At 60.0% G+C, this 24,057-nt stretch carries 22 protein-coding genes and 1 pseudogene; 8 read left to right on the top strand and 15 right to left on the bottom strand.

The genetic code is table 11. The annotated features are described in order from the left end of the window. Nucleotides 1-33 precede the first annotated feature (33 nt). From A0U93_RS11935 to A0U93_RS11920, 4 genes are read right to left on the bottom strand one after another with little or no spacing between them, the layout of a single operon-like run. Nucleotides 34-345, bottom strand: coding sequence for a putative quinol monooxygenase (locus A0U93_RS11935; protein ID WP_077807535.1), 312 nt, complete (start codon nucleotides 343-345; stop codon nucleotides 34-36). A 33-nt stretch (nucleotides 346-378) separates the two neighbouring features. Beyond that, a complete protein-coding gene (locus A0U93_RS11930; protein ID WP_077807534.1) occupies nucleotides 379-1,368 on the bottom strand; it encodes an ABC transporter substrate-binding protein in 990 nt (329 codons plus the stop codon). After that, nucleotides 1,328-2,842, bottom strand: a complete 1,515-nt coding sequence (locus tag A0U93_RS11925) for an acetate and sugar kinases/Hsc70/actin family protein (RefSeq protein WP_077807533.1) — start codon at nucleotides 2,840-2,842, stop codon at nucleotides 1,328-1,330. The genes A0U93_RS11930 and A0U93_RS11925 overlap by 41 nt, the downstream gene beginning before the upstream one ends. Continuing rightward, the gene (locus tag A0U93_RS11920) at nucleotides 2,839-3,615 is read right to left on the bottom strand and encodes a DeoR/GlpR family DNA-binding transcription regulator (protein ID WP_077808498.1); all 777 of its coding nucleotides are present in this window, start codon (nucleotides 3,613-3,615) and stop codon (nucleotides 2,839-2,841) included. Before A0U93_RS11920 ends, A0U93_RS11925 begins: the two co-directional genes overlap by 4 nt. Nucleotides 3,616-3,783: 168 nt before the next feature. On the opposite strand from A0U93_RS11920, the gene A0U93_RS11915 reads away from it, so the two are divergent. The 3 genes from A0U93_RS11915 to A0U93_RS11905 are packed head-to-tail and all read left to right on the top strand — an operon-like array spanning nucleotide 3,784 to nucleotide 7,035. Beyond that, nucleotides 3,784-4,887, top strand: a complete 1,104-nt coding sequence (locus tag A0U93_RS11915) for a class II aldolase/adducin family protein (protein ID WP_077807532.1) — start codon at nucleotides 3,784-3,786, stop codon at nucleotides 4,885-4,887. Further along, nucleotides 4,880-6,199, top strand: a complete 1,320-nt coding sequence (locus A0U93_RS11910) for an FGGY-family carbohydrate kinase (RefSeq protein ID WP_077807531.1) — start codon at nucleotides 4,880-4,882, stop codon at nucleotides 6,197-6,199. The genes A0U93_RS11915 and A0U93_RS11910 overlap by 8 nt, the downstream gene beginning before the upstream one ends. Beyond that, nucleotides 6,196-7,035 (top strand): TIGR01459 family HAD-type hydrolase, encoded by an 840-nt coding sequence (locus tag A0U93_RS11905; protein WP_077807530.1) that lies wholly within the window; start codon nucleotides 6,196-6,198, stop codon nucleotides 7,033-7,035. Before A0U93_RS11910 ends, A0U93_RS11905 begins: the two co-directional genes overlap by 4 nt. A gap of 4 nt (nucleotides 7,036-7,039) precedes the next feature. Here A0U93_RS11905 and A0U93_RS11900 read toward each other — a convergent pair whose 3' ends face one another. From A0U93_RS11900 to A0U93_RS11855, 11 genes are all read right to left on the bottom strand, one after another. Next, nucleotides 7,040-7,915 (bottom strand): sugar phosphate isomerase/epimerase family protein, encoded by an 876-nt coding sequence (locus A0U93_RS11900; RefSeq protein WP_077807529.1) that lies wholly within the window; start codon nucleotides 7,913-7,915, stop codon nucleotides 7,040-7,042. Beyond that, a complete protein-coding gene (locus tag A0U93_RS11895; RefSeq protein ID WP_077807528.1) occupies nucleotides 7,912-8,904 on the bottom strand; it encodes an ABC transporter permease in 993 nt (330 codons plus the stop codon). Before A0U93_RS11895 ends, A0U93_RS11900 begins: the two co-directional genes overlap by 4 nt. Continuing rightward, entirely contained in the window at nucleotides 8,901-9,920 is a 1,020-nt protein-coding gene (locus A0U93_RS11890) for an ABC transporter permease (protein WP_077807527.1), read from the bottom strand. The genes A0U93_RS11895 and A0U93_RS11890 overlap by 4 nt, the downstream gene beginning before the upstream one ends. After that, on the bottom strand, nucleotides 9,917-11,449 hold the full coding sequence (locus tag A0U93_RS11885; RefSeq protein WP_077807526.1) for a sugar ABC transporter ATP-binding protein: 1,533 nt from the start codon (nucleotides 11,447-11,449) through the stop codon (nucleotides 9,917-9,919). Before A0U93_RS11885 ends, A0U93_RS11890 begins: the two co-directional genes overlap by 4 nt. Before the next feature lie 8 nt (nucleotides 11,450-11,457). Beyond that, nucleotides 11,458-12,456: an autoinducer 2 ABC transporter substrate-binding protein gene (locus A0U93_RS11880; protein WP_245824866.1), complete on the bottom strand. Its 999-nt coding sequence runs from the start codon at nucleotides 12,454-12,456 to the stop codon at nucleotides 11,458-11,460. Nucleotides 12,457-13,163: 707 nt separating this feature from the next. After that, entirely contained in the window at nucleotides 13,164-14,462 is a 1,299-nt protein-coding gene (locus A0U93_RS11875; RefSeq protein ID WP_306345217.1) for an ABC transporter substrate-binding protein, read from the bottom strand. A gap of 55 nt (nucleotides 14,463-14,517) precedes the next feature. Next, on the bottom strand, nucleotides 14,518-15,300 hold the full coding sequence (locus A0U93_RS11870; protein WP_077807524.1) for an L-iditol 2-dehydrogenase: 783 nt from the start codon (nucleotides 15,298-15,300) through the stop codon (nucleotides 14,518-14,520). A gap of 11 nt (nucleotides 15,301-15,311) precedes the next feature. Next, on the bottom strand, nucleotides 15,312-16,580 hold the full coding sequence (locus A0U93_RS11865) for a D-tagatose-bisphosphate aldolase, class II, non-catalytic subunit (protein ID WP_077807523.1): 1,269 nt from the start codon (nucleotides 16,578-16,580) through the stop codon (nucleotides 15,312-15,314). Then, nucleotides 16,580-17,542: a tagatose kinase gene (locus A0U93_RS11860; protein ID WP_245824864.1), complete on the bottom strand. Its 963-nt coding sequence runs from the start codon at nucleotides 17,540-17,542 to the stop codon at nucleotides 16,580-16,582. The genes A0U93_RS11865 and A0U93_RS11860 overlap by 1 nt, the downstream gene beginning before the upstream one ends. 34 nt (nucleotides 17,543-17,576) lie before the next feature. Beyond that, nucleotides 17,577-17,732: a hypothetical protein gene (locus A0U93_RS16265; RefSeq protein WP_211274010.1), complete on the bottom strand. Its 156-nt coding sequence runs from the start codon at nucleotides 17,730-17,732 to the stop codon at nucleotides 17,577-17,579. Beyond that, a complete protein-coding gene (locus A0U93_RS11855; RefSeq protein WP_211274009.1) occupies nucleotides 17,713-18,558 on the bottom strand; it encodes a DeoR family transcriptional regulator in 846 nt (281 codons plus the stop codon). Before A0U93_RS11855 ends, A0U93_RS16265 begins: the two co-directional genes overlap by 20 nt. A gap of 370 nt (nucleotides 18,559-18,928) precedes the next feature. Between A0U93_RS11855 and A0U93_RS11850 the strand changes: the two genes are divergently transcribed. The 5 genes and pseudogenes from A0U93_RS11850 to A0U93_RS11830 form a co-directional block, all read left to right on the top strand. Further along, nucleotides 18,929-19,993, top strand: a complete 1,065-nt coding sequence (locus tag A0U93_RS11850; RefSeq protein ID WP_077807521.1) for an ABC transporter substrate-binding protein — start codon at nucleotides 18,929-18,931, stop codon at nucleotides 19,991-19,993. A gap of 29 nt (nucleotides 19,994-20,022) precedes the next feature. After that, nucleotides 20,023-21,570: a sugar ABC transporter ATP-binding protein gene (locus A0U93_RS11845; protein ID WP_077807520.1), complete on the top strand. Its 1,548-nt coding sequence runs from the start codon at nucleotides 20,023-20,025 to the stop codon at nucleotides 21,568-21,570. Then, on the top strand, nucleotides 21,567-22,580 hold the full coding sequence (locus A0U93_RS11840; RefSeq protein ID WP_211274008.1) for an ABC transporter permease: 1,014 nt from the start codon (nucleotides 21,567-21,569) through the stop codon (nucleotides 22,578-22,580). The genes A0U93_RS11845 and A0U93_RS11840 overlap by 4 nt, the downstream gene beginning before the upstream one ends. 11 nt (nucleotides 22,581-22,591) lie before the next feature. After that, nucleotides 22,592-23,569: an ABC transporter permease gene (locus tag A0U93_RS11835; RefSeq protein WP_245824860.1), complete on the top strand. Its 978-nt coding sequence runs from the start codon at nucleotides 22,592-22,594 to the stop codon at nucleotides 23,567-23,569. A gap of 248 nt (nucleotides 23,570-23,817) precedes the next feature. Then, nucleotides 23,818-24,055, top strand: a pseudogene (locus A0U93_RS11830) (transposase); the annotation flags it as partial. Between the last annotated feature and the right edge of the window lie 2 nt (nucleotides 24,056-24,057).

Here is a 24,057-nt window from a genome sequence, read left to right as displayed (position 1 = left end):
TCGAAATTCTCTTCTGAAAAAGCGCGAAAATAATTACCGATCGTATTGGCTGACCATGTCGAAAAACCTCATCTCGGCCGGCTTGGCCAGTAGTTCAGGCTGCCGCTTGAACCAGGCCTGCTGGTAGTCGAGCGCCATGTGCCGATCGAGATCGCCGCGTTCGACCCAGTTCTCGTAAAACATGAAGACCAGGGGGTCATCGCTGCTGACTTGCAGATGATATTCCAGACAACCTGGCTCGCTTCTGGACTTGTCGATGAACGTCTCCAGAAGTGCTTGCAGCTCCTCCCGTTTTTCGGGCCTGGCATGCAGGGTGGCTGTCAGCGTGCAACGTGGTGTGGCCATGACGATTATCCTCTGTTTATTCAATGAAGTAAGTTACGATCTGGAAGCGTTCCACCCTCGGTACGAAGCAATATTGTCCGCCGTGATGAGGTGGGGATCCAGCAGTTGCACCGTACCGGTCTTGGCGCGACCTGCACGGATATCGATGCCGAGTTGCGTTGCGGTCGTCGCGATCCTGAACGGGTCCTGCGAAGCCGTGGCCGCGATCAGTCCACCGCCCTGGCGCAGGGACTGCTCAACCTCCGGCGACCCATCGACCGCCGTGATGAAAAAATCCTTCCGTCCGGCCTGCCTTGCCGCAAGTTCCACGCCCACAGCCGTAGGGTCGTTCACCGCAAAAATCGCATCGATTTTCGGAAAACGCACGAAGGTGCTTTGCGCCACCGCCAGACCGCCTTCACGCGAACCGTGACCGTCCTGATTCGACGACAGGACATGGATGCCCGGGGCCTTTGCAAAAACGCCCATGCATCCGGTGACGCGGTCGATCAGGGCCGTCACCGGCGGTCCATTGACGATGACGACGTCTCCCTTCCCCTTCAGGCGATCGACAATATACTGGCACGACAATTCGCCCGCTTTGACGTTATTCGTCGTAACGGTGCCGTCCGCACCGGGTGCGCCGACATCGAACGCAATGACCGTCATCCTGTTATCGTGCATGCGTTTGACGAGCGGCCCGGCCGCAGCATGATCGACGGCATTGAACATCACGAGATCCACACCGGCGGCGATGAATGAATCGACCTGAGATGCCTGTTTGCCAATATCGTAGTCAGCCGAGACACTCTGGACTGACGCATTCGGCGCCTGGCTCGACGCCTGCTGCGTGATGCCCCTGATGGTCGCGAGAAAAAATGGATTGCCCATGCTCCCGACCGTGATGCCGATTTTATGAACCGATGAATCATCGGCAGCGTGGGCAAGCCCGGCGAGCCCCATGGTGGCGGTCAGGGCACCCAGAACAAATCGCTTCCGTAATTTACGCCGGAATAACGGGGGCAGTTTTGATTTTTGACGCATCGTGACTGTCTCCAACTGGCGCCGGATGGGCGGCTGCATGATTGTCGTTGGGTTGGTGAACTTGCGAAAGGGAGCGCCATCGCTGCACGTAGTCGCGCCAGCCCGCGGGATCGAATGGCGGGACCCGTGCTGGCTTTTCCTGCTGGAAGGGCATGACGCCATATGTGGCATAGGCAAGCGCCGCCGCACCGCAGGCCGTGCCCTCGGTATTGGCGCCCAGCAGGATGTCCTGTTGAGGCCGCAACGCGGCCAGTAAGGCGGGGATGACCGATACTTTTGCCAGCCCCCCGTCAAGCACGACGGCATCCGTACTTTGCAGCAGATCCAGACTGAAATCGATCATCGCCGCGACATAGACAGCCGCCAGCGCCGTTCTCAGCGCATCCGGCACGGCGCATGGCTGCCCCGCCGCATCGACGAACGCTCCTTCCTGATGGGGAAACGGGCCGCCACTCGCAAAAGACGGCACGGCGTATATCTGCGCGCCGATTACCGCCGCGATATCGGCGGGTTCGATGGTCACAGGGTGATCCGCCCGAATGATGTCGAACTCCCGTCCGCCCATGAAGCGCGCGGTTGGCACTGGGTCCCGCCCGACGGATACATTGGCCAGCATGTCGCGTTCGGGCTGCAGGGCCGTCAGGGGACACACGGGATTCATGACGATGACCCACGTGCCGGTCGAAACCAGCGTCATGCGACCGCGAACGATCTGGCGATAATGATACAGGGCGGCATTGCTGTCGTGCACGCCGTTATGGACGTTGATCGTCGCGGGCGCCTGGCCGTCGATCGGAATCGCCATTTGCCCGACAATCGCGCCCGCGGGCTGGAACGGCGGCATTTTCCCACGCCATCCACGCCGATCGACGAGTGATGAAAAATCGTTACGTGCCGGCGACCACAAATGCGTGTGGCAACCGAGGGAAGAAATCTCCGAAACGCGCGCGCCGCAAAGCCGCCAGACCCAGAATTGCGGGTAGGCGACAATATCGCGCGTCCGCGCGGCCAGTCCGGGATCGCGCATTTCACGCCAGACGATATGTTTGCCGAAAGCGAAACCCCGGTCCATCGCAGGTGTGGCCGTTTCCGAAAATGGCGGTCGGATGGCATCGAATGCCGCCTCGATATCGGCTGGGACCGGTTCCTCATAATCGAGGATCGGCACGGCAAGTTCGGTCTCGCCCAGCATGGCGAAAGTGCAGCCATGCGTCGTAATCATCACGCCGCAAATATCGAAGGCGATTACCGCCTCGACCAGCATCTCCTGCATCCACCGCAGAAGTGCGACATCATCCAGCACGCGCAGGCCGTCATCGACCGGCCATGTCGCATGCGTTCGCCGTTCCCGAAGAATTGCGCCATCGGCATTGAATACCAGCATCTTGGCGTTGGTTTTCCCGAAATCGAACACCGCCAGATTGCGACGGATATTCGCGGGAGAACCTTCTTCAGCGGCGACGGCGCGTGTCATGTTTTCTCGCCGGACGCGGAGGCGATCAGCACCTCCACGCCAGCGTCCTCAAGTATGCGCACGTCTTCCTCCGCTACGGCATCGTCCGTGATAAGGGTTGAAATGCGTTCGATAGGACAGTTCACGAAGCGCGCGCGAACCGACAGTTTCCGGCTGTCGGCCAGCACGATCACGTCATCCGCCCGTTCGAGCATCGGCCGCGTCGCTTTCGGCAACAGCGGATGCGATTCCATCACGCCCTCGGCGCCGACGCCCTGCGCGCCGAGAAACAGGCGCGACGCAAAGAAGTCAGGTGCCGGGATATGGGCATCATGCAAAATGCCGGGTTCACGATGCAGGGTGCCCCCGGCCAGCGTGATCTGGCACGCACCATACGTTCCCAGCGCCGCCGCCAAAGGCATGGAATTGGTGTAGATCGACAAGGGGCGCGCGGCGAGGCGCAGGCCCAGCTGGTGGCAGGTCGATCCGCCGCCGATCATGATCATGTCCCCGTCGCGGCATAGCATTTCGGCGCGCGCCGCGATGGCGCGCTTGGCATCGACGGCGAGATCGCTGCTCTGCTCGAAGGGCAAGGCATGCGCGCGGGCCGCATGAGAAATGGACGCCACGCCGCCGAAGACCTTCCGCGCCTCACCGGCGTCATGAAGTTTCTCAATGTCACGCCGAACCGTCGCGGGGGATACCGAAAGTGCGTCGATCAACTCACGCACCGTTGCAAACGGGCGCGTTTCGAGCATGGAAACAATCTGCTGGTGGCGTTCGGCCTCTGTCACGGACAATCGATCCTTTCCTTTTTGTCATGTTTGGTTCTGACGTCCGCTTTGATCGTCGTCAAGCATAATATGATCGTCCACGATCACATACATCGTGATCCATGCGAATATCGTTGAGAGCCCGAATAATTTCCGTCATATGACGATTATTCATGAAGGAGGTCACGCATGTCGATCCTGCCATTTACCGAGGCGCACGATATCGCCCGTGAAACGGAGCCGGATCAGCTCGCCGCGCTGATGAGCCTCTCCGCGCGGCTCGGCGCCAACCCGTTGCGAACCCAGGGCGCGGGGGGCAACACGTCGATCAAGGATGGCGACTCGATGTGGATCAAGGCCTCCGGCACATGGCTGGCGCAGGCGCAGGATCGCTCCATCATGATCCGCGTGGCCTTGCCGCCCCTGATCGCCGCTTATCATCGACGTGAGCCGGAGGCCGAAACAGCCAAGGCCTTCATTTTATCGCAACCCGACGGGCTCCCATCGGGCGTGACGCTTCGGCCGTCGATCGAAACGGCCGTGCATGCCGTCATTCCCTACCGCGTGGTGGTGCATATCCATTGCGTGGAGACAATCGCTCATGCTGTTCGCAAGGATGCACGCGAGCGCCTGAAGGCCTTGCTGGACCCGCTGGCAGGCGTGGCATGGGCATTCGTCGCTTATCATCGTCCCGGCGTGCCCCTGGCCCGCGCCATCGAAACCGCACAATCCGCGGTTCCTGATGCCAATGTTCATATCCTGGCCAATCACGGCCTGATCGTCTCGGGCGATACGGTGGCTGAAGTAGAGACGCGGCTGAACATGGTATGCGCGGCACTTGCCATAACACCACGACCGGCACCCCAAGCCGATCTTGCCCGCCTCGAGGAACTGGCGGCAGCGTCGGGATACCGCCTGCCGAGCGATCCGCATGCCCACGCTACCGGCACCGATCCCAAAACGCAGGCCGTGGCGCAGGGCGCGCCGATGTATCCCGATCAGGTCATCTTCCTCGGCGATCGCATCGGTGTCCTGCAAGCGGGACAATCGCTCGATGCCCAGGCAGCGGATGCGCCGATGCTCGTGATCGTGCCGGGCTGCGGGGTGCTGGTGCGCGGAGCGGCGTCGGATGCGGGGACAGACGTCATGGCGCGCTGCCTGGCGGATGTCGCGCGGCGTCTGGACATATCCGATCCGTTACGACGGCTGACGGCCGACGAAATTTATGCCCTGACCCATTGGGAGGCCGAAACCTACCGCCAATCCCTCCACAAGGCGGCGACACATGCCTGATCCGTGGCATGCCGTGGCGCTCGGCATCGATATCGGCACATCCGGTGTGCGCGTCGCCGCCATCGACCGGAACGGTAATCCGGTCGGCATGGCCGGTCGCCGCTTCGTGGACGCCCTTGCCGCCACGGATCCGGCAACGTGGTGGCAACTGGTGGGCGAAGCGATTGCGGCCTTGCGCAAGACGATCTCCCTGCACGATATCGCTTCAATCGGCGTCGACGGCACCTCCGGCACGATGCTGGCGGTCGATGCGAACGGCCAGCCGCTCGGCGCGCCGTCGATGTATCGCGATGTCGTCCACGATCCGGCACTGCACACCCGTCTGGACGAGATCGCACCGCCTGAAAGCGCGGCGCGCGGCGCATCATCGCCACTCGGCCGCGCGATTGTCCTGGCACGCGGCGCAGATGTGGCGACGATCCTGCATCAGGCCGACTGGATCGCCGGTCGTCTGCGCGGCGTGTTCGATGCGACGGACGCAAACAATGCGCTGAAAACCGGCGGAGACCCCGATCGTCTTTGCTGGCCGGACTGGATCGAAAGGCTGGGTCTCGACCGGCGCCTGTTGCCGCGCATTCATGCGCCGGGCGCGCCGCTCGGGTTCGTCGGTGACGACGGCGTGGCGCTCGGACTACCACGCACAGCACGGGTTCATGCCGGCACGACGGACGGCTGCGCGTCTTTCCTCGCCACCGGCGCGGACCAGCCGGGAGACGCTGTTACGGCCCTCGGATCGACCCTGGTCGTCAAACTTCTCTCCGCCGTGCGTGTCGATGCGCCGCAATACGGCATTTATAGCCATCGTATCGACGACCATTATCTGGTAGGCGGCGCATCCAATACCGGCGGTGAGGTTCTTCTTGGCCTGTTCGGCGCGGACAGGCTGGCGGCATTGAGCGCGGCACTGCATCCCGATCGACCTTCCGGTCTGGATTACTATCCTCTCCTGCACCCCGGCGAACGCTTCCCGATCAGCGACCCCGCCCTCCCGCCGCGTCTTGAACCACGCCCAACCGACGATGCCCTGTTTTTTCAGGGCGTTCTCGAAGGCATCGCCACCATCGAGGCAGCCGGTTACGCACGCCTCGGCGACCTCGGCGCCACCCCATTGCGCTCGCTGCGCAGCGTGGGCGGCGGGGCCACCAATCATGCATGGACCGCCATAAGACAGCAGCGCCTGAACGTTCCTTTTCTGCCAAGCCGGTCGGCGGATGCCTGCGTGGGCGTCGCCGGTCTGGCCCTGCGCCAGGCTGACCGCACCATCGAAACACGCGCACACGATCCCGTCGCAGCGAATGGAAGCACCCGATGACCGTCACCGACATTTCAGGCCTTGCCGGGATCGCACACCGTTACGACAGCTTTTTCCTCGATCAGTACGGCGTGCTGCATAATGGGAAAGTGCTGTATCCAAGTGTTGTCGAGACCCTGACGAAATTGAAGGCAGCCGGTCGCCAGATCGTGCTGCTCAGCAATTCCGGGCAATCGGGCGCGTTCAACGCACGGCGACTGGCAGCCATCGGCGTGCCGGAAACGCTATACGACCTGTTCATCACCTCCGGCGATACGGCACTGGCTCTGGCGCAGGAGAAACGATTTGCCGCTGCACCGGGAACGCACTGCTTCATCATCGACAGTGGCAGCGGTCATCCGGGTTTCTGCGACGCGCTGGGTCTTCTTCCGGAAGCCGATCCTGCGCGCGCCGAACTGCTCCTGATTGCCGGCAGCCGGGGCGGCACGATGACGGAGGCGGACTACGCCGCCATTCTCGCCCCTCTTGCCGAGCGGGCGGTCAACGCCGTGTGCACCAATCCGGACAAGCACATGCTGACGGCAGGCGGAACGGCCTTCGGTGCCGGACGGATCGCGGAAATCTACCAGGATCTCGGTGGTAAGGTATTGTGGATCGGCAAACCTTATCCGGCCATGTATGACTACGCCGCACGGCGCGCAGATGTGCGACCGGACCGTGTTCTTTGCGTCGGCGACAGCATCGAGCACGATATCGCGGGCGCGCGCAATTTCGGCGCCGATAGTGCCCTGGTGCGTACCGGCATACTCGACACGATAACGGATGGGGAGCGTGCCGGATTATATGAACGCTATGGTGTCAGGCCGGATTTCGTCCTCCCCGGCCTGATCTGGTAGCACTTCAGTTCACTTCCGCGCGTGCGGCCGCCTCCATTTGCGCGGCAATGAAGCCGCGTGCGTGCCGCGCCAGATTTTCTCCTTCGCTCCAGAGATTGCGCCATACGCCCAACGTATTGGAAAGATTGGCATCCACGACGGCGGAGGAAAAGGACTCGAAGGCTATCGGTCCCCGGTAATCGATCCGCCGGAGAGCGCGAAAAATCTCGCCCCAGTTCACCGTGCCGGTGCCCAGATAGCCGCGATGGCTCTCCCCGACATGAAAATAGCCGATATTCCCGCCGCAGCGCTCGATGGCGCGACCGGGAATGCCTTCCTCGATATTCATATGATACGTGTCCAGATGCACACCCAACGGCACGGGAGATGCAACGTCCTGAAGAAACGCGACGGCCTGATCGCCTGTGTTGATCACATTGCTTTCGTAGCGGTTGACGACCTCCAGATGCAGCCGGATACCCGCGCGATGCGCCTGACCGGCCAGCACACGCAACGCTTCCTTCGCGTGTGCGATACCACGCGGATCGGCAGGCGCGGTATATTTGCGCATCGCCGAAAAAATCACGCCGGCCAGGTCCTGCCCACCCAGATCGCGCAAGACGCCGATCGCCTCTTCCAGATGCGCAATACCACGCTGGACGATGCTCTCGTCGGGTGACGATATATCCGTCTCCGCCGTCAGCCCCAGTGAGGCGGTCACGCCGACATGGCTTTTCTCCAGCGCATGCCGAAGATTTTCGACCGCAATCCCCTTGGGATCCGAAAGCGGCAGTTCCAGAAAATCATACCCCGCCTCCGCCGTCCGGTGGACCGCGCGAACGCCTTCCTCACCGTCCCAGCGACCACTCCAGACGGAGCCGTGAATGCCGATCCTGTTCATGACGTTGCTTTTCCTTTGATCCGCAGAGTGGAAAGAAAATGCGGCATCCGGCCGCGCAGCAGATTCTCGATCAGCACGACGCTGATGAGGATCAGGCCCAACAATCCTGCCTGGAGCGTCGGGTTGAAATCGTTGTAGTTCAGGCCGTAATTGGCGATGGCGATGGTGGCGGTCGCAATCGCCGTGCCGATGGGCGAACCGTCTCCGCCGAAAATACTGGCCCCGCCCAAAACGACGATTGCGATGCTGATGAGGTTGGCTTCCGGCACGCCATCCGGCGTCGCGGTCCCCAGCCGACTGGCCGCGATCACACCGGCCAGTCCGGCCAGGGCCCCGGAAAGGACATAGGTGGCCGCGCGCAGGCGCACGACCGGCAATCCCGCCAGATAGGCCGCCGTCGCGTTGGTCCCGGTCAGATAAAGTGCCCGCCCAAGACGCGAGCGATGCTGCATGAAGGCCAGCAGCGCCAGCAACGGCAGGTAGATGCACAGGATCTGAAACGGCACGCCGCCGACGCTGCCCTGCCCGATGGCAAGGAATGCTGCTGGCGCGGCTGTCAGATCGATCGTGTTCCCCTCCGAGACGACCAGCGCCAGACCCGAAATCGCGAACATGGAACCCAGCGTCGCGATGATGGCGGGAATACGAAAACGCGTGATGGCGACGGCATTCACCATCCCCATGAGCGCACCGGAGACGACGGCAATGCCGACCCCGACAGGCCAGGGCAATCCACGCGCGAGCCATTGCGCCGCGAGGATCTGCGCCAGGCCCGATACCGCGCCCACGCTGAGGTCGATCGCCCCGTCGCCACCTTCGATGACCAGTGCCTGTCCAAAGGCGATAATGCCGACCTCGACGGCGAAAACAGCCATGCTGGACAGATTGTCCACCGAAAGAATGCTCGGGCTGCCGATGGCGAAGCCGCCCAGGACAATCAGCGCGAAGACCAGAAGCAGCAGGACGCGCCCGATATGAAAACCGCTCATGACATCGCCTTTCCGGCCCGACGGGACTCATTGACACCGATGGCCACGAGAATGACGAAACCGAGCACGACGCCGCTCCAGAACGGCTGGATATGCATCAGGACGATCGCATCGTTGATGAGCGCGACAACCAGCGTACCAAGGACCGTCCCCAGCATGCCGCCCCGCCCACCCGACAGCTCCGTGCCGCCGAGCACGACGGCGGCGATCACGTTCAGTTCGAAGCCCGTGCCGCTCGTCGTCTGGACGATAGGCGTCTGCCCCAGTTGCATCAGCGCGCCCAACCCAACGCACACGCCCAACACCATGTAGGTTGCCCAGCGTAGGCGGCGCACGGGAATACCCACCAGCCGGGCGGCCTCGTCATTATTGCCGATGGCATACAAACGCCGCCCCTCGCGATGATAGCGCAGGAAAACGGCCATCGCGCCCGTCACGGCCAGCGCCAGAACACTGGCGACGGGCAACGGGCCGACATGCGTCGACACGAAGAAACGCGTCAGCCCCGGCGGAATGGCCGTGATCCAGCTACTGCCCATCATCAGGAAAACGCCCATCCGGAAGACGCTCAATGTCCCAAGCGTCGCCACGACCGGTGGGATGCGCCCGGCAAGCACCAGCAGCCCGTTGATCCAGCCCAGTGCCAGTCCGGTCAGCAGGAAAACCGGCACGACCAGCGCCGCCGACCATCCGGCGGCGAACATCAGGCCACCGGTCGCCGAAATCAGCCCCAGCATCGACCCGATTGACACATCGATGCCGCCATTGAGAATGACCAGCGTCATCCCGGCAGCCGGCACAGCCGTAATCGCCGATGAAACCAGGAAGCTGTCGATGTTCACACGGTTCCAGAAACCGCCATGCGACACGATACTCACCGCAACCACCACCGTCGCCAGAACGACAATCAACATTGTCTCCCGTCGCAGGACAATCTCACGCCAGTCGAGACGGGGATGATAATTCAAGGGCGGCGGCCGCGATACGGCGGGCGCCGACAACGTATGAATGCTCATGCCGCATGCTCCTCGGACTGGCTGCCCGCGCCGATGGCGGCGGCAAGAATGCGCTCTGCCCGCAATGCGTCGCCTTCGCAACGATCCACCACCTGGCCATGCCGCATGACGATCACGCGCTGGCTGACCGCCATGAGCTCCGCCAGATCGGATGAGATGACCACAACGGCCAGACCGTTATTCGCCAGTTCACGGATATAGCCGTGAATCTCCTCTTTCGTGGCCAGATCGATGCCGCGCGTCGGTTCGTCCAGAATGAGAACCTGGAGATTCTGTCCCGCCCATCGCGCAAACAATGCTTTTTGCTGGTTGCCACCCGAAAGCGTTGCGATCGGGGTCGTCGGCGCGTTCGCCTTGATCGCGAAACGCGCCATGACGCGTTGCGTCCGCGTCAGAAGCGCACGAAAATCGAGCGCGCCGCCAAAACCCGAGAAACGGGCAAGCTCCACGCAGGTCAGATTGTTCTCCACGCCCAGCGGCGCGAAAATTCCTTGCCGTTTCCGATCTTCAGGCAGGTAGCCGATACCGAGTGCCATGGCCTCGGCCGGTGTTCTGGGCGAAATTCTTTTTCCTTTCAGAAAAATCTCGCCACCGCTGGATTTTAAGGCCCCGAATGCCGTCATGGCCACTTCGGAACGGCCCGCGCCGACAAGTCCGTAGATGCCGGTTACGGTCCCGGCCGGTATCGTCCAGTCCACATCGCGAAAATAGCGCGGGTGCGAGAGTCCCCTGATGGAGAGCACGACATCGTCGTCATGCGGTGGAGCCGCGTGCGTGAGATTATTTTCCTGTGCCTGGGCAGATCGGTTCTTGCCCATCATCAATTGCAGGAGTTTTCCTTCGGAAACCTCACTGACCGGATAATTCCCCGTTACGCGTCCATCCGTCAGCACCGTGACATGGTCGCCGACGCGATGGATCTCCTCGATACGATGCGTGATATAGACGATGGCGCGCTCGTCGAGCCGGAGCCGATGGATAATGGAGACGAGCCGATCGGTCTCCGCCCGCGAGAGGATGGATGTCGGCTCGTCGAAAACGATGACCCGCGCATCCTGCACCAGTGCCTGGCCAATCAGCACGAGCTGCTGGTGACCCAGCCCCAATTCACCCATCGGTCGAAACAGGACCGTCTCAGGCAGATCGAGCGACTGCAGGTGCGGACGCGCGATATCGACCATGCTCTGGCGTCGGATACGCCGCATCCCGTCGACGATTTCACATCCCGCGAAAATGTTTTCCAGCACCGTCAGATGCGGAAAAATCATCGGCTCCTGATAGACCGCCGTGATACCCAGTGCACGCGCATGCAGCGGATCGCGCAACACGACCCGCTCGCCATCGATTTCTATATCACCCCGATCCGGCTGGATGGCGCCGGTCAGCGTTTTGATGAGCGTGGATTTGCCTGCGCCGTTTTCCCCGAGGAGAACAAGGGTTTTTCCGGCTTCGACGACAGCATCCACGCCTTTGAGCGCGTGAACGCCACCAAAGGATTTGACGATTCCGCGTAGTTCGAGACGACGCATCGCGCACCTCAGAAATCGAGGGAAATATTCTCTTTCGTGAAAACCATCGGTTTCCCGAGCAGAAGCGTTCTGGTTTTCGCATCGTATGAAACGGATCCGAGGCCCGGCACGTCGTTCTGCGCCTTGATCTCCTTGTGATCCAGAATCTGCTTGATGCCCCAGACCGTCAGATAACCGAGATCGATCGGATTCCACAGCGTGGCGCTCTTGACGGTCCCGTTGAGCACATAGGAACGGATCGTGTTCGGATCGTCGATGCCGGAAATGGCGATCTTGCCGCTCAACCCGCCCTGAAGAACGGCCTGCGCGATGCCCGGCGTCGCCGTTGTGTTGACACCGATGAAGCCCTTGATTTTCGGGTAGGCGGAAAGGATCTGCGAGGTGATTTCCGTCGCCTTGCTGATATCCTCGCCGGCATATTGCACGCTGACCAGCTCGATTTTCGGATATTTCGATGCAAGGTAGGATTTCATCAGCAAAATCCAGATATTCAGATTGGTAGCCGTCGGTCCGCCGGACACGAAAGCAATCTGCCCTTCCGTTCCGATCTGCATCGTCAGTTGATCGACCAGAGTATGCGCGATATCGGCATCCGTCGCCTGCATCACGCGTAAGGACACCGCGTCCCCATCGACCTGGCTGTCCGTCGAGGCGAAGACGACGCCATGTTCCTTCGCATGCACGGCCTGCGCCTGCAGGGCGGTCGGGCTATTGGCAGCTACCGCCACGGCATCCAGCTTGCGATTGATAAGGCCCTGGATAATCTGCGCCTGAGCCGCCACGGAACTCGTCGTGGGGCCCTGATAGATGATTTTCGCGCCAAAAGCCGCGCCACCTTTCTCGAAACCTTTTTGCATGGCGCTGAAATACGGAATACCCACCAGCTTCGGCACGAAAGCGATCCGCGCATCATCCGCTTTCGCCTGGAACGGCGTCATGGCGAGAAGCGCAAGAGCCGCCACTTGCGCAGCAAGAACGCACTTTCTGGCCGAAACAGTTTTTTTCACGATCGATCTCTCCGACAATAGTCGCTTCGGACATCTGCCATCAGCCGCCCGATATGAACGTATGTTAATGATAGATACAGATTGCGGTCAATCACATCATAGTTCGAATGACCGATTATCACCTCTATATGATATCTTTTGATCTTTTTTATGATGCTCTATGGGTAGAGTAATCATGATTTGAGTGAAAAATGTCACGATGTTGCGGCGGGGCAGAAAGCGACCATCCGTTGACGGACAGACCACAGCGCAAGCCTGCGCCCGTTTCCCTTGATGGCCGGGATGCGGAAAAACGGCCATGAAATCACAGTTGAAAGCACGACCCGCAATGGAAAAATGGCCTGGGCCAATGCTTTCAATCGTTACGCGTCTGCCCAGGGATAATGGACATCACCACCCCTCAGGCGAGCATCCCGCATCTGGCCCATTCGGCAACGCACCATGAGCACCGTCACACGGACTTCAGAACGCTCCCCAGTATCGTCTTCCTCCCAGCATATCGCCCGTATCGAAAGCTGGAATGAACCGTGATCTGGATTATTGAGGTCGCCCTTTTCCAGCGGAACATAAACACAGGACGGAATTGCCGGAGGGCGGGTAGACTCTTCATCGAATTGCACAACTCCGCCCCCCAAAACTGAACTGCCTTTTCTCCTTTCAGACATGCGTCGAAATTTTCCGCCGCATGTCAGTTGCCGGATTGCACACTATTTTTGATATCCCGCCTGCCGGATGGCACGATTCGCAGCAGCATTGGCAGCCGCCAGACCGGCATCGACTGTCACCGAACCGGAAAGGATTGCGGCAATTGTCTGTCCAACCTGCGTGCCGATCCCCTGGAATGGCGCTATATCGACGAACTGCGCGCCGATATAGGGACGCGGCTGCGCAGTGGCCCCAGACGGATTGGAGTTCTCGATGGCCTGCAATACGAAGTCTGCAAAAGGTGCGACCTGCTTGTATTCCGGGGCTTTATAGGAAGACGTACGTGTTCCCGGCGGAATATTCACCCAGCCATCGGTTTTCGCGACGAGCTGGATATAGTCCTTCGACGTCGCCCACTCGATAAATTTTCGCGCAGCCTCCGCATGACTGGATGATGCCGGGATCGCCAGATTCCAGGACCACAACCAGGTGGGTCCGCCCTTGAAACTGCCGGTGGGAAGAGCCGCGAAGCCGACCTGATCCGCTACCGTGCTTTGTTTCTTGTCGAAAACCGTTCCGGCGGCACTGGTCGCGTCGATCCACACGGCGCAATGACCGGTCGTGAAAAGCGACAGGTTTTCGTTAAAGCCATTCGCCGTTGCGCCGGGTGGTCCGTATTGCTTCATCAGATCCGTGTAATATGTGATCGCATTCCGCCAGGCAGGCGTGTCGATCGTGGCTTTCCAGTTCTTGTCGAACCACTGGCCACCGAACGCCGTCACCAGCGTCGAGACATAGGCCATGTTTTCGCCCCAGCCGGGTTTGCCGCGCAAACAGATGCCGTAAACGCCCGCATTTTTATCGGTCGTCTTGGACGCGATTTCGCGGATCTGATCGTAGGTCGGCGCGGCAGACATCGTAAGACCGGCTTTTTGCAACAGGTCCTTGCGATACAGCGTCATGGCACTTTCAGCATAGAATGGCAGGGCGTAAATGCTGCCTTGATAGCTGATACTCTCACGCACCGTGCCGATGATGTCATCAATATCGTAAGACGGCGAGAATTTATCGAATTTGTAAAGCCAGCCCTGCTTGGCCCAGAGAGGCACCTCGTAATTGCCGATCGTAAGGATATCGAACTGCCCGGCACGGGTGGCGATATCGGTCGTCACGCGCTGGCGCAGCACGTTTTCTTCCAGCGTGACCCATTGCAAATGAATGTCAGGATGCGCGGCCTCGAAGACATGCGAGAGCTTGCGCATCTCAATCATCTGCACGTTGTTGACCGTGGCGATCGTCACGGTCGTATCGGCATGCGCGATACCCGCACCGAAAAGGCTTGTGGCAATAGTCGCGAGCAAAAATGATTTTCTCATTGTCGTTGCTTTCATGAAAGGAAAAACATGTAGGCAGGGCTCAGCTCATCCAGTTACCGCCATCGATGTTGTAGGTTTGGGACACGATGTAGTCCGCATCGCTTGATGCGAGGAACACGGCCAGGCCGCCGATCTCTTCAGGACGCGCCATTCGGCCGAACGGCACCGAGGCGCCGACGGTCCGCTTTTTCTCGCCGGGTTGCAGATGTTCGTATTCCGCGAAACGGCGGTCCACATCATCCCAGTGTTCGTTATCGACAACGCCCGGTGCGATCGCGTTGACGTTGATGCCGTATTTGATGAGGTCGAGACCGGTGCTTTGCGTGATTGAAATCACTGCCGCTTTCGAGGCGCAGTAGAGCGCCACCAACGCTTCCCCACGCCGACCGGCCTGGGACGCGAAGTTGATGATCTTGCCGCCCTTGCCCTGCGCAATCATCTGTTTGGCAGCGGCCTGCAAGGTGAAAAGAAGGCCTTCGACATTGACCGCGAACACGCGCCGGTAGCGTTCGTGCGTGATCTCGACTGTCGGCGCGAGATCGAAGATACCGGCGTTGTTGACCAGAATATCGATCCGGCCATATCGCCTGACGATCGTCGCCATGGCCTGATCGATCGATTCCTGACGCGTGACATCCAGCGCGATGCCGGTATGTTCCGCGCCAAGTGCCTCCGCGGTCGCGATCGCGCCTGCTTCGTTCAGATCGCCGATCACGACATGCGCGCCTTCCTTGGCGTATCGCTCGGCGATGGCTTTTCCGATGCCGCGCGCGGCACCGGTAATAAGGGCGACTTTCCCGGCCAGTGGGGTGGGATTGGCCATGTTCGTTGCTTTCAGGAATGACGATCGCCTGCGGCGCGACCGTAGCGATCAAGGACATCGCGTATGGCCTGCAACAGCAGGATACGCGGTTCGGCCGGCAACACGCCGGATAGGACGCGATCGTAGAAACGCGGCAGATACTGGCTGATTAGGGTCGGCGGGATCGGAGACGCCGACAGGCGCGCCAGAAGGGCTTCGACGGCATCCCGGGCTGCCGGGACAGGCCAGTAATAGCGAATACGATCACTGTAACTGAAATGGCGCAGCAGACGTTGCTCGTCCGCCGTCCCGTGATAATGGGTAGCCCAGTTTGACGGCTGGGCCAGCAGGACCTCTTCCATCACATCGCGCAGCGATGCGGCTTGCGGGTCGAGGAAATTGCTAATGGCATCAAGGCCATAGAGCACCTCGCGCAGGGCGAAGGTCAGTTCCGGCCCAACTTTCAGGATCGGAAAACCATCGGCCACCAACTGCGCCAGCGCAATTTCCGGTTGATAATCGGTCGAATGGGCTTCGAACACCAGTTCGGGCATGTCCCGGAGGCTGCGGGACAAACCTCGGGCGCGTTCCGGCCGGTAGACGGCAATGGCTTCATGACCGAACTCGACACCAGGCTGAACAACGATGCCCAGCACGCGTGCCCAGGCGGCTGGCGCAATCGATTCAAAGGCCCGTTCATGAACGCGATAGGTCGTCATGACGGCCTCCGGCGTGGTCGGAGCCAGATGGTCCAATGCTTCGGTGGCACCGCCGGGCGTGGGAATTTCCGTGCCGATGATATAAACGGGCTTTCCACGGCTGCCTTGTTCCGCACGCAGGGCGAGTTGCGCCGCCCGTTCGGCGACGATCTCATCCGGCAGATGAGCGGGTTCGCCCTGACAGCCCATGCTCGCATCGAGATGAAGCTTCTCGAAGCCAGCCTCGGCATAGGCAGCGATCATGTCGGAAGCCTTGGCCATCGCCTCCGCGGCGGGGAGGTGTTTCCAGGGATTGGGTCCGAGATGATCGCCCCCCAGAATAATGGCCGAGGCGCCCACACCCACACGGTCCGCGATACCGAAGACAAAATCGCGGAAGCCCGACGGCGTCATGCCTGTGTAGCCACCATCCTGATTGACCTGGTTGCAGGTCGCTTCGATGAGAACGGGGCTGTTGGTCTCCAGGGACCGGCGAAGCGCCGCTTCGATCACCAGCTCATGGGCCGAACATACCGACGTGATGCCGCGAGGAACGCCCTGATCCAGCCAGGGACGCAAAGACGACAGAATGGCATCGCTCATCAGGCGACTCCCACGGCTTGCGCGATGACGGCGTCAAGCTGCTGGAATGTGGAAACCCCCTCCATCGGCCCCCGCACCGATACCGCGAGGGCGCCGCTGGCATTGGCGTAACGCAGGCTCTGCTCGGGCATATGGCCTTGCAGACGACATGTCACGAAGGTTGCGCCGAAACAGTCCCCCGCGCCGGTCGGGTCGATTTCCTCCGCCATGAAGGGCGGCAGGTGCAGTGTCTGGTCCGCGCTGTAATAACTGGCGCCCCGGCTTCCCCGCTTGACGACGATTTCCTTGACGCCGAGACCCAGAATTTCGCGAACGGCGTCATCTTCCGTGTTCGCTTCGGTCAGCATCATCAGTTCGGGACCGCTGGGAAGGAAAATGTCGCAGTATTGCAGCATCATCTCCATGGCAGCCCGCATTTCGGGGATATCGAGCATCTCCTTGCGGATATTCGGATCGAACGAGATCGTGCCGCCATTTTCCTTGACGCGACGCAGTGCCGTCGTGGCCGCATGGATGATGCGGAACGAAAAGAGGGATGATCCCATGACGTGAAAATGTCGCGCATCGTCCAGCAGGCGGAAGGCGTCATCCGTCAATTGGGTCTGGCCGCAGGCGGCATTGCGGATATTGTAGACGAAATCGCGCTCGCCATCCGGCCGGTAGCGTACGAAGGCGCTCCCCGTCGCATGATCGGCGGAAACCTGAATGGCGGAGACGTCCACGCCGTCCTGTCTCAGACGCTCGATGTTCATGGTGCCGAAATCATCGCGCCCGACGCAGGAGATCAATCCGCATTCCTGGCCCAGCCGCGCCACCTGATCGATGAAGATCGCCGGCGCGCCGGAGGGAAACGGCCCGCGCAACGCAAACGGCTCCATAAATCCGAAACCTGGCTGCTCCGCCATGATTTCCACGACGATTTCGCCGATCGTCACGATTTTCTTTCGTATATGCTGTATCACGACGCGTATCCTTTGCGCGTATGCAGATCGGCTTTCACTGCATGGCTTTGGCGAGTTCGATATAGAACGGATGTTGCTGCGTCAGGAGGGAGGCGCCGATCGTCCCGGCGGCCGCGGCCTGATGCGCACCTGCCAGCAACGTCAGTGCGGCACCGGCCGCGAGGATTTTTCTAAGCCGAAATGGCATCATGATGGTTCTTCTGATCCAGGATATGTTTACGATAAAGGCGCGCTTGATCGGCTTCCGCGTTGTGGCTGAAGCCGGCTTGATGCAGCGTCCGCGATATCGCCGGCCCGGGATTCTCCGGCGTGATGAGGTAGTCGATATCGTGCAGAAATACAGGTAATTCCGGCACTTCCGCCTCACTCGCCCCGTCCGGATTGAGAAGAGCGATTGTCCGGCGCGCGGCACGTATCGCTTCGGCGTGAAGGGCTTGTGAGAACAGTGTCCGAAGGGCTGCATCCGGCGTGGAGATGCCCGCGATTTCCATCACGAAAAGATCGATGTCGTAGGCGGCAAGAGCCTGCACAGCCGTCGGGCCGTCAATTTCCGCTCGTCCGGAATGACACTGCCCGCCAAGTAGATAAACAGGGCCGAGGCTGTATTGTCGCGCGGCGGGCAAGGCCTCCAGCGACGTGATGATGAGGCGAAGCTGAGAAGAGGCTGGCAAATAAGGCGGCAGGAGGGCCGGTAATATCCCGGAACCCAGGAGCACCGTCATCGACGACCCGACGAGGGGAACGATGGCGGATATCATGTCGCGCCTCTGCGATGCCGCGAGCGGCGCATGCTGATCGCGCCGGACGGCATGAAATTGCCTGACAGCCCGCGCACCGCCATTGGCGCGCATGATAAGGCCCTGCTCCTCAAGATAGGCCAGGTCGCTGCGTATCGTTACCGTCGAGACGCCGATCTGCTCTGCGAGGTCTTCGACACGCACGAAACTTCCTTGCCGTATCCTGTCGGCAATTTGCAGACGGCGTTGCAAAACAGTGCTTCGAGCGCCAATGGCCACTGGGCATTCTTTCGTCGCGAAAGAAAATACTTTCGGAGCGAACAACTAGCCGATCGGTTAACTTTATGCAATCTACCGATCATAAAATCACAATATCTTGATGCGCGCCATAGCGGTTCGATGCTTGCAGATTCATTATCCCCACATGCCGAAAACAGCCGATCGAACGCGAGAGAATGACTTCAGGGCATGAGACGCCAGATTAAAGCTTATTGCGGTTTTATTAATGTATGATTACATGGAAGTTACGTCATAAGCCGGAACAGGCCCTCGCCTTTTGTTTTCCACCGCGCCAGATATCGACTGAAACTCTGAAAACGCCTGGCGATTTTCGGTTCATGCTTCCCGGCACGACGCGGAGTCGTCATCCATGTCTGTTACTGGATTTGCCTGTCGCGGCAGTTTTCGCAGAATTATACTGAACGGCGTCGCAGGCTTTCTGATCGGAACGATCGGCATACCGATGGCAAGCGCACAATCAACATCGTCCGGTGCGCAAAACGGAGTCGGTTCACAGGCGACATGCGTCAACCCGCATCCGCAACATGAATCGCTGTCGGGGATGCTGGTTGGTTTCTCGCAATCCGAAAACGAACAGAACCCGTTTCGCGCTGCCGAAACCGCTTCCGTCAAGGAAGCCGCAAAAGCGGCTGGTGTCTCACGCCTGCTTTACACGAATGCAAATGACAGCCAGGCCAAGCAGGTCGCCGATATTCAGAGCATGATCGCCCAGGGTGCGAAAGCCATCATCGTCGCACCCCTGAACGCAACGGGGCTGCAACCCGCGCTGGAGCAAGCCGCCAGCCGCCATATTCCGGTGGTGACGATCGACCGCGCGACCGCCGGCACGCCGTGCCAGCACTTCATTTCGTTTCTGGGTTCCGACTTCGTCAAGCAGGGGCAGCGCGCGGCGCAGGCCATGGCCGATGCGACGGGCGGCAAGGCCAAGATTGTCGAAATTCAGGGCGCCTACGGCAATTCGGTTGAAACACAGCGCACGGACGGCTTTGCAACCGGTCTGAAAAAACATGCCGGACTGACGTTGCTTGCCGCACAAACCGGTAATTGGTCTGCCACAGATGCGCAGCGTGTGATGGAGCAGTTATTATTGGCCCATCCAGACGTGAACGCGCTTTACACACATGCCGACGTCATGGCGCTGGGTGCCATTCGCGCCATTCAACAAAGCGGTCGTCAACCTGGGCACGACGTCCGGATCGTTTCCATCGACGGTACGCGCGCCATTGTCGAGATGATCGCAAAAGGTCAGGTGCAAGCCGACATCGAAACGAACCCGCGCTTCGGACCCAAGGCGTTCGATGCTCTGAAAGCCTGGTTCAACGGAGAGAAAGTGCCGCAAACCATTACGATGACGGATGCGCTCTATACCAAGGCCAACGCGGCAGAAGCGCTGAAAAGCGGCGCCCCATACTGATCTGACGCCAGAAAAGCGGAACAAACCGCATGCAGCTGCACGTTCATCATGTTGCGAAATCATTCGGTGCCGTCGCTGCGCTGCGTGACGTGTCGCTGGAACTGAATGCCGGCGAAGTGCTTGGCTTGCTGGGCGAAAACGGCGCCGGCAAGTCCACGCTCATCAAGATACTGACGGGGCTGGATACACACGATGCCGGGGACATTCGCCTGGATGGCCGTCTTGTACGTTTCGCCAACCCGAGACAGGCACAGGAAAATGGCATTGCGGCTGTCTATCAGGAAATAAACCTCATTCCGGAACGGAGCGTCGCCGAAAATCTCTTTCTGAACCGCGCACCGAAGCGCGCACGTTATTTCATCGATCGAAAAGCCATGCTCCGGGACGCACGGACGCTGCTTGGGCGTTATGGATTGAGTATCGATCCCGGACGAACGTTGCGAACCCTCGGCCTCGGCACGCAGCAACTCATCTCCATCATCCGCGTCGTTTCGCTGGGCGCACGCGTTGTCATTCTCGATGAGCCGACATCCGCGCTCTCCGGCAACGAGGTCGAACTTCTGTATGGGATCGTCCGAAAATTACGGGAGGAAGGAATCGGCATCATCTATGTCAGTCACCGCCTCTCCGAATGTTACGCGCTATGCGACCGAATGACTGTATTAAGGGACGGCGTCATGGCGGTAACCGCGCCGACCAGAGACCTGCCGCGGGCAAAACTCGTTGCCGCCATGCTGGGTCGCGAACTTGCCGCCGACGAGCACGCTGAGACTGGCATATCCGTTTCAACCAGCGCGCCACAAGATGCCGCCCTCACGGTGCGGGGTCTGTCATGGCGCGGCAGGGTCGTGGACGTTTCCCTGACTGTGGGCCGTGGCGAAATTGTCGGGCTGGCCGGATTGCTGGGCTCCGGTCGGACGGAAACCATGAAAGCAATATATGGTGCTTCACCGCCGGATCGCGGGCAGGTTGCCGTTAGGGGGCACACATTGCCGCATTCGACACCCGCCAGCAGTCTTGGCAGCGGCCTGACATTCCTTTCCGAAGACAGACGTTCGGAAGGCATATTTCCTCACCTGTCACTGAGCGAAAACCTTTCCGCATCGATGTTATCGCGCATCGCCCGATGGGGCGTCATTTCCCGAAAGAGCCAGAATGAGATGGTGGACCGATATCTGCTGCGTCTTGGCATCAAGAGCAGCGGCAGTGGCGCGCCAATCGAATCCCTCTCTGGCGGCAATCAGCAGAAGGTATTGATCGGGCGTGCCCTGAGTACGGAACCGTCCATTGTCATGCTCGACGATCCTACGCGTGGCATCGATGTTGGCGCCAAGGCGGAAATTCATCGTACGATCCGCGAACTGGCTGCACAGGGTCTTGGTGTTCTCGTCACATCGTCCGAATTGCCCGAGCTTGTCGAACTGACCGATCGGATCGTGCTTCTCGATGAGGGGCATGTCATCGGTGAAATGACGACCAGCGGTCATACGGCCGAAGATATTCTCGCGAAAATTGCCCACGGGCAAAATGCCCGTGCGTCCGAGGCCGTCATGGTGCCGGAGAAGGAAACGACATGAAACTCGTTTCTGGCATGCACGCCGTTGGGGTTGACGACCAATCACTTCGCCGTACTCCGTTGATGACCGGCCCCAATAGGAGAATGACCCTACGGCTTTCGGCCATCCGTGCCGCAAGCGTTTATGTGGCGCTCGGCCTGCTGATCGTCTTCGACCTGGTCTTCACCCCGGGCTTTCGAAATCCGTTCGTGGTACGCTCGCTCCTGTTCGAAGCATCGCCGATCGTTCTGATCGCGCTGGGCGAAGCGCTGGCGATTGGCACGCGTGGCATCGACCTGTCCGTCGGCTCCGTCATGGCGCTATCAAGTGCCGTGATCGGCTGTACATTGGGTTGGGGACAGACGAGCGGCATGGCGCTGGGCATCGTGGCCGGCCTGGCCTGCGGCCTTTTCAACGGCTTTCTGATCTCGGTGTTTCGCATCGCGCCTATGATCTCCTCTCTGGCATTGCTTGTCGCCACGCGTGGGTTGGCGCAGGCGATGTTGGGCGGCGCGCGTATTGATTTGCCCTTTGACGGCGTGCTTGCCGGTATTGGTCAGACGACCTTGCTTGGCTTTCCCATTGTCGCGTTCGTGGCGATCATCGCTGCACTGTGTTTCGCGTTCCTCGTGCGGCGGACGTTACCCGGACGGTTCGCCATTTTTGTCGGTGCCAGTTCTCAGGCCGCTATGCTGGCCGGCATTCCCGTGCGCACCACGTTCATGTTCGTTTATGGTCTTTCAGGCATTCTGGCCGGGATTGCCGGTGTTTTCGCGACAGCGCGCCTGGGTGCGGCAGACGCCAACTATATCGGCGTCCAGTTCGAACTCGATACGATCGCCGCAGCTGTTATCGGCGGAACGCCTCTCTCGGGCGGCAAGGTCTCAGTGCCTGGCACGATTGCCGGCGTTCTTTTACTGACCATTCTGGATGCGACGTTCATCATGAACAACGTCAACGCCAACTTCGCGCAAATTCTCAAAGCCGCCTTCATTATCGGCGCCCTTTATCTTCAGCGTGGCCGCGCATGAACGTCACGACGATGACTCACATATCATCGCCCCATTCGGAACGGCGACAACGCCTTTTCGCGATCATGCAGGCAAGAGGGGCCATTGTGGTTGTCATACTCGCCACACTTGCCGCAGGAGGCATATTTCCGAACTTCCTGCATGCTCAAAATCTTGCTGACCTTCTGACTGCCTCGAGTTTTCTGGGTTTGGTGACGTTGGGCCAGACCTTCGTCATCATCCTCGGCGGCTTCGACCTGTCCGTCGGATCCATGGTGGGACTGGGGACGGTTCTGGCAGCCTATGCCGCGCCCTACGGTGCCGCGATCGCATTCGCAACGCCACTTGTCGCTGGGCTTCTGGTGGGGCTGCTCAATGGTCTGTTGATCGTCAAGGCGCGCATGGCACCCTTTATCGTCACGCTTGCCGCGCTTCTGGCATTGAAAGGCCTGGCCATTGTGCTGGCGGGCGAGAGTCTGATTATCGCGCAACCCGGCGTATTCGGACATATCGCCAATGGCACAATTCTGGGGATCGGTAATCTGATCGTCATTTTTGCGGCTGTCTGCGGCCTCGCAGCCATTGTGTTGAACCGCACATCTTTCGGGAGTTGGGTTTTTGCCATTGGCGGGAATGAGGAAGCCGCGCGCATGCTCGGCGTTCCTGTGGATAGAACCAAGATCGTAACATATATCCTCTCCGGCGGCATGGCGGGCTTGAGTGGCGCCCTTCTTGCAGCCCATCTGTCGTCCGGCCTTTCATCGGCGGGCACGGGCTATGAACTGCAATCCATTGCGGCGGCGGTGATCGGCGGCGTGCTCCTGACCGGAGGCGTCGGGACCGTCCTGGGCGCTGCCTCCGGTGTCGTGCTGCTTGGGATGATCGAGAATATCATCAACCAGATTGGTTCGCTAAGTGCAGCCTTTCAGGGGCTGACCAGCGGTATCTTCCTGCTTCTGGCCGTATTGGTCCAATCGGGTCTCACGCGGCAACGACGAACAGCCTCATAGAGGCATGCAATCGAGAAAGTGCCGAAAAATCTCCCGATGCAGATATGAGCTTTTCTGGACGCGAATGACGCGGCGTTTCTTGATGTCGTTGGTTGCGGGGGGCACGCTCTCGGTTTCACCGACAACATTCTGGACGGTGATTTCCTGGCCGACGCGACGAAAGGCAATCCTGATATCTTGTGTCGCTCCTGTCTCATAAGCTGAACCACGCCAGAAAAATTCAGCAAGGCGCCCTTCGCCGGGAGCTTACGACTGAACTCGGCCGATGGACGATCGAGATCGTCAAGCGCGGCGATCGAGCCGAAGGCTTCGTCGCCCTGCCCAATCGCTGGATCGTGGAGCGTAACCTTCGCATGGCTCGGACGCTGCCGCCGCCTCACGAGGGATGTCGAGGCAACAATCCCGCCATCCCCCGTCTGGTTGATGACCGCCAAACCGCTTTCTGATTCAGATTCTCAAACGTGGACAAAATTACAGCGTATATGAGC

Origin of the sequence: Neoasaia chiangmaiensis, assembly GCF_002005465.1 — a bacterium.
Lineage (GTDB): Bacteria > Pseudomonadota > Alphaproteobacteria > Acetobacterales > Acetobacteraceae > Neoasaia > Neoasaia chiangmaiensis.
The sequence above is the reverse complement of the archived record's forward strand: the minus strand, read 5'-3'. Positions and strand labels throughout refer to the sequence as shown.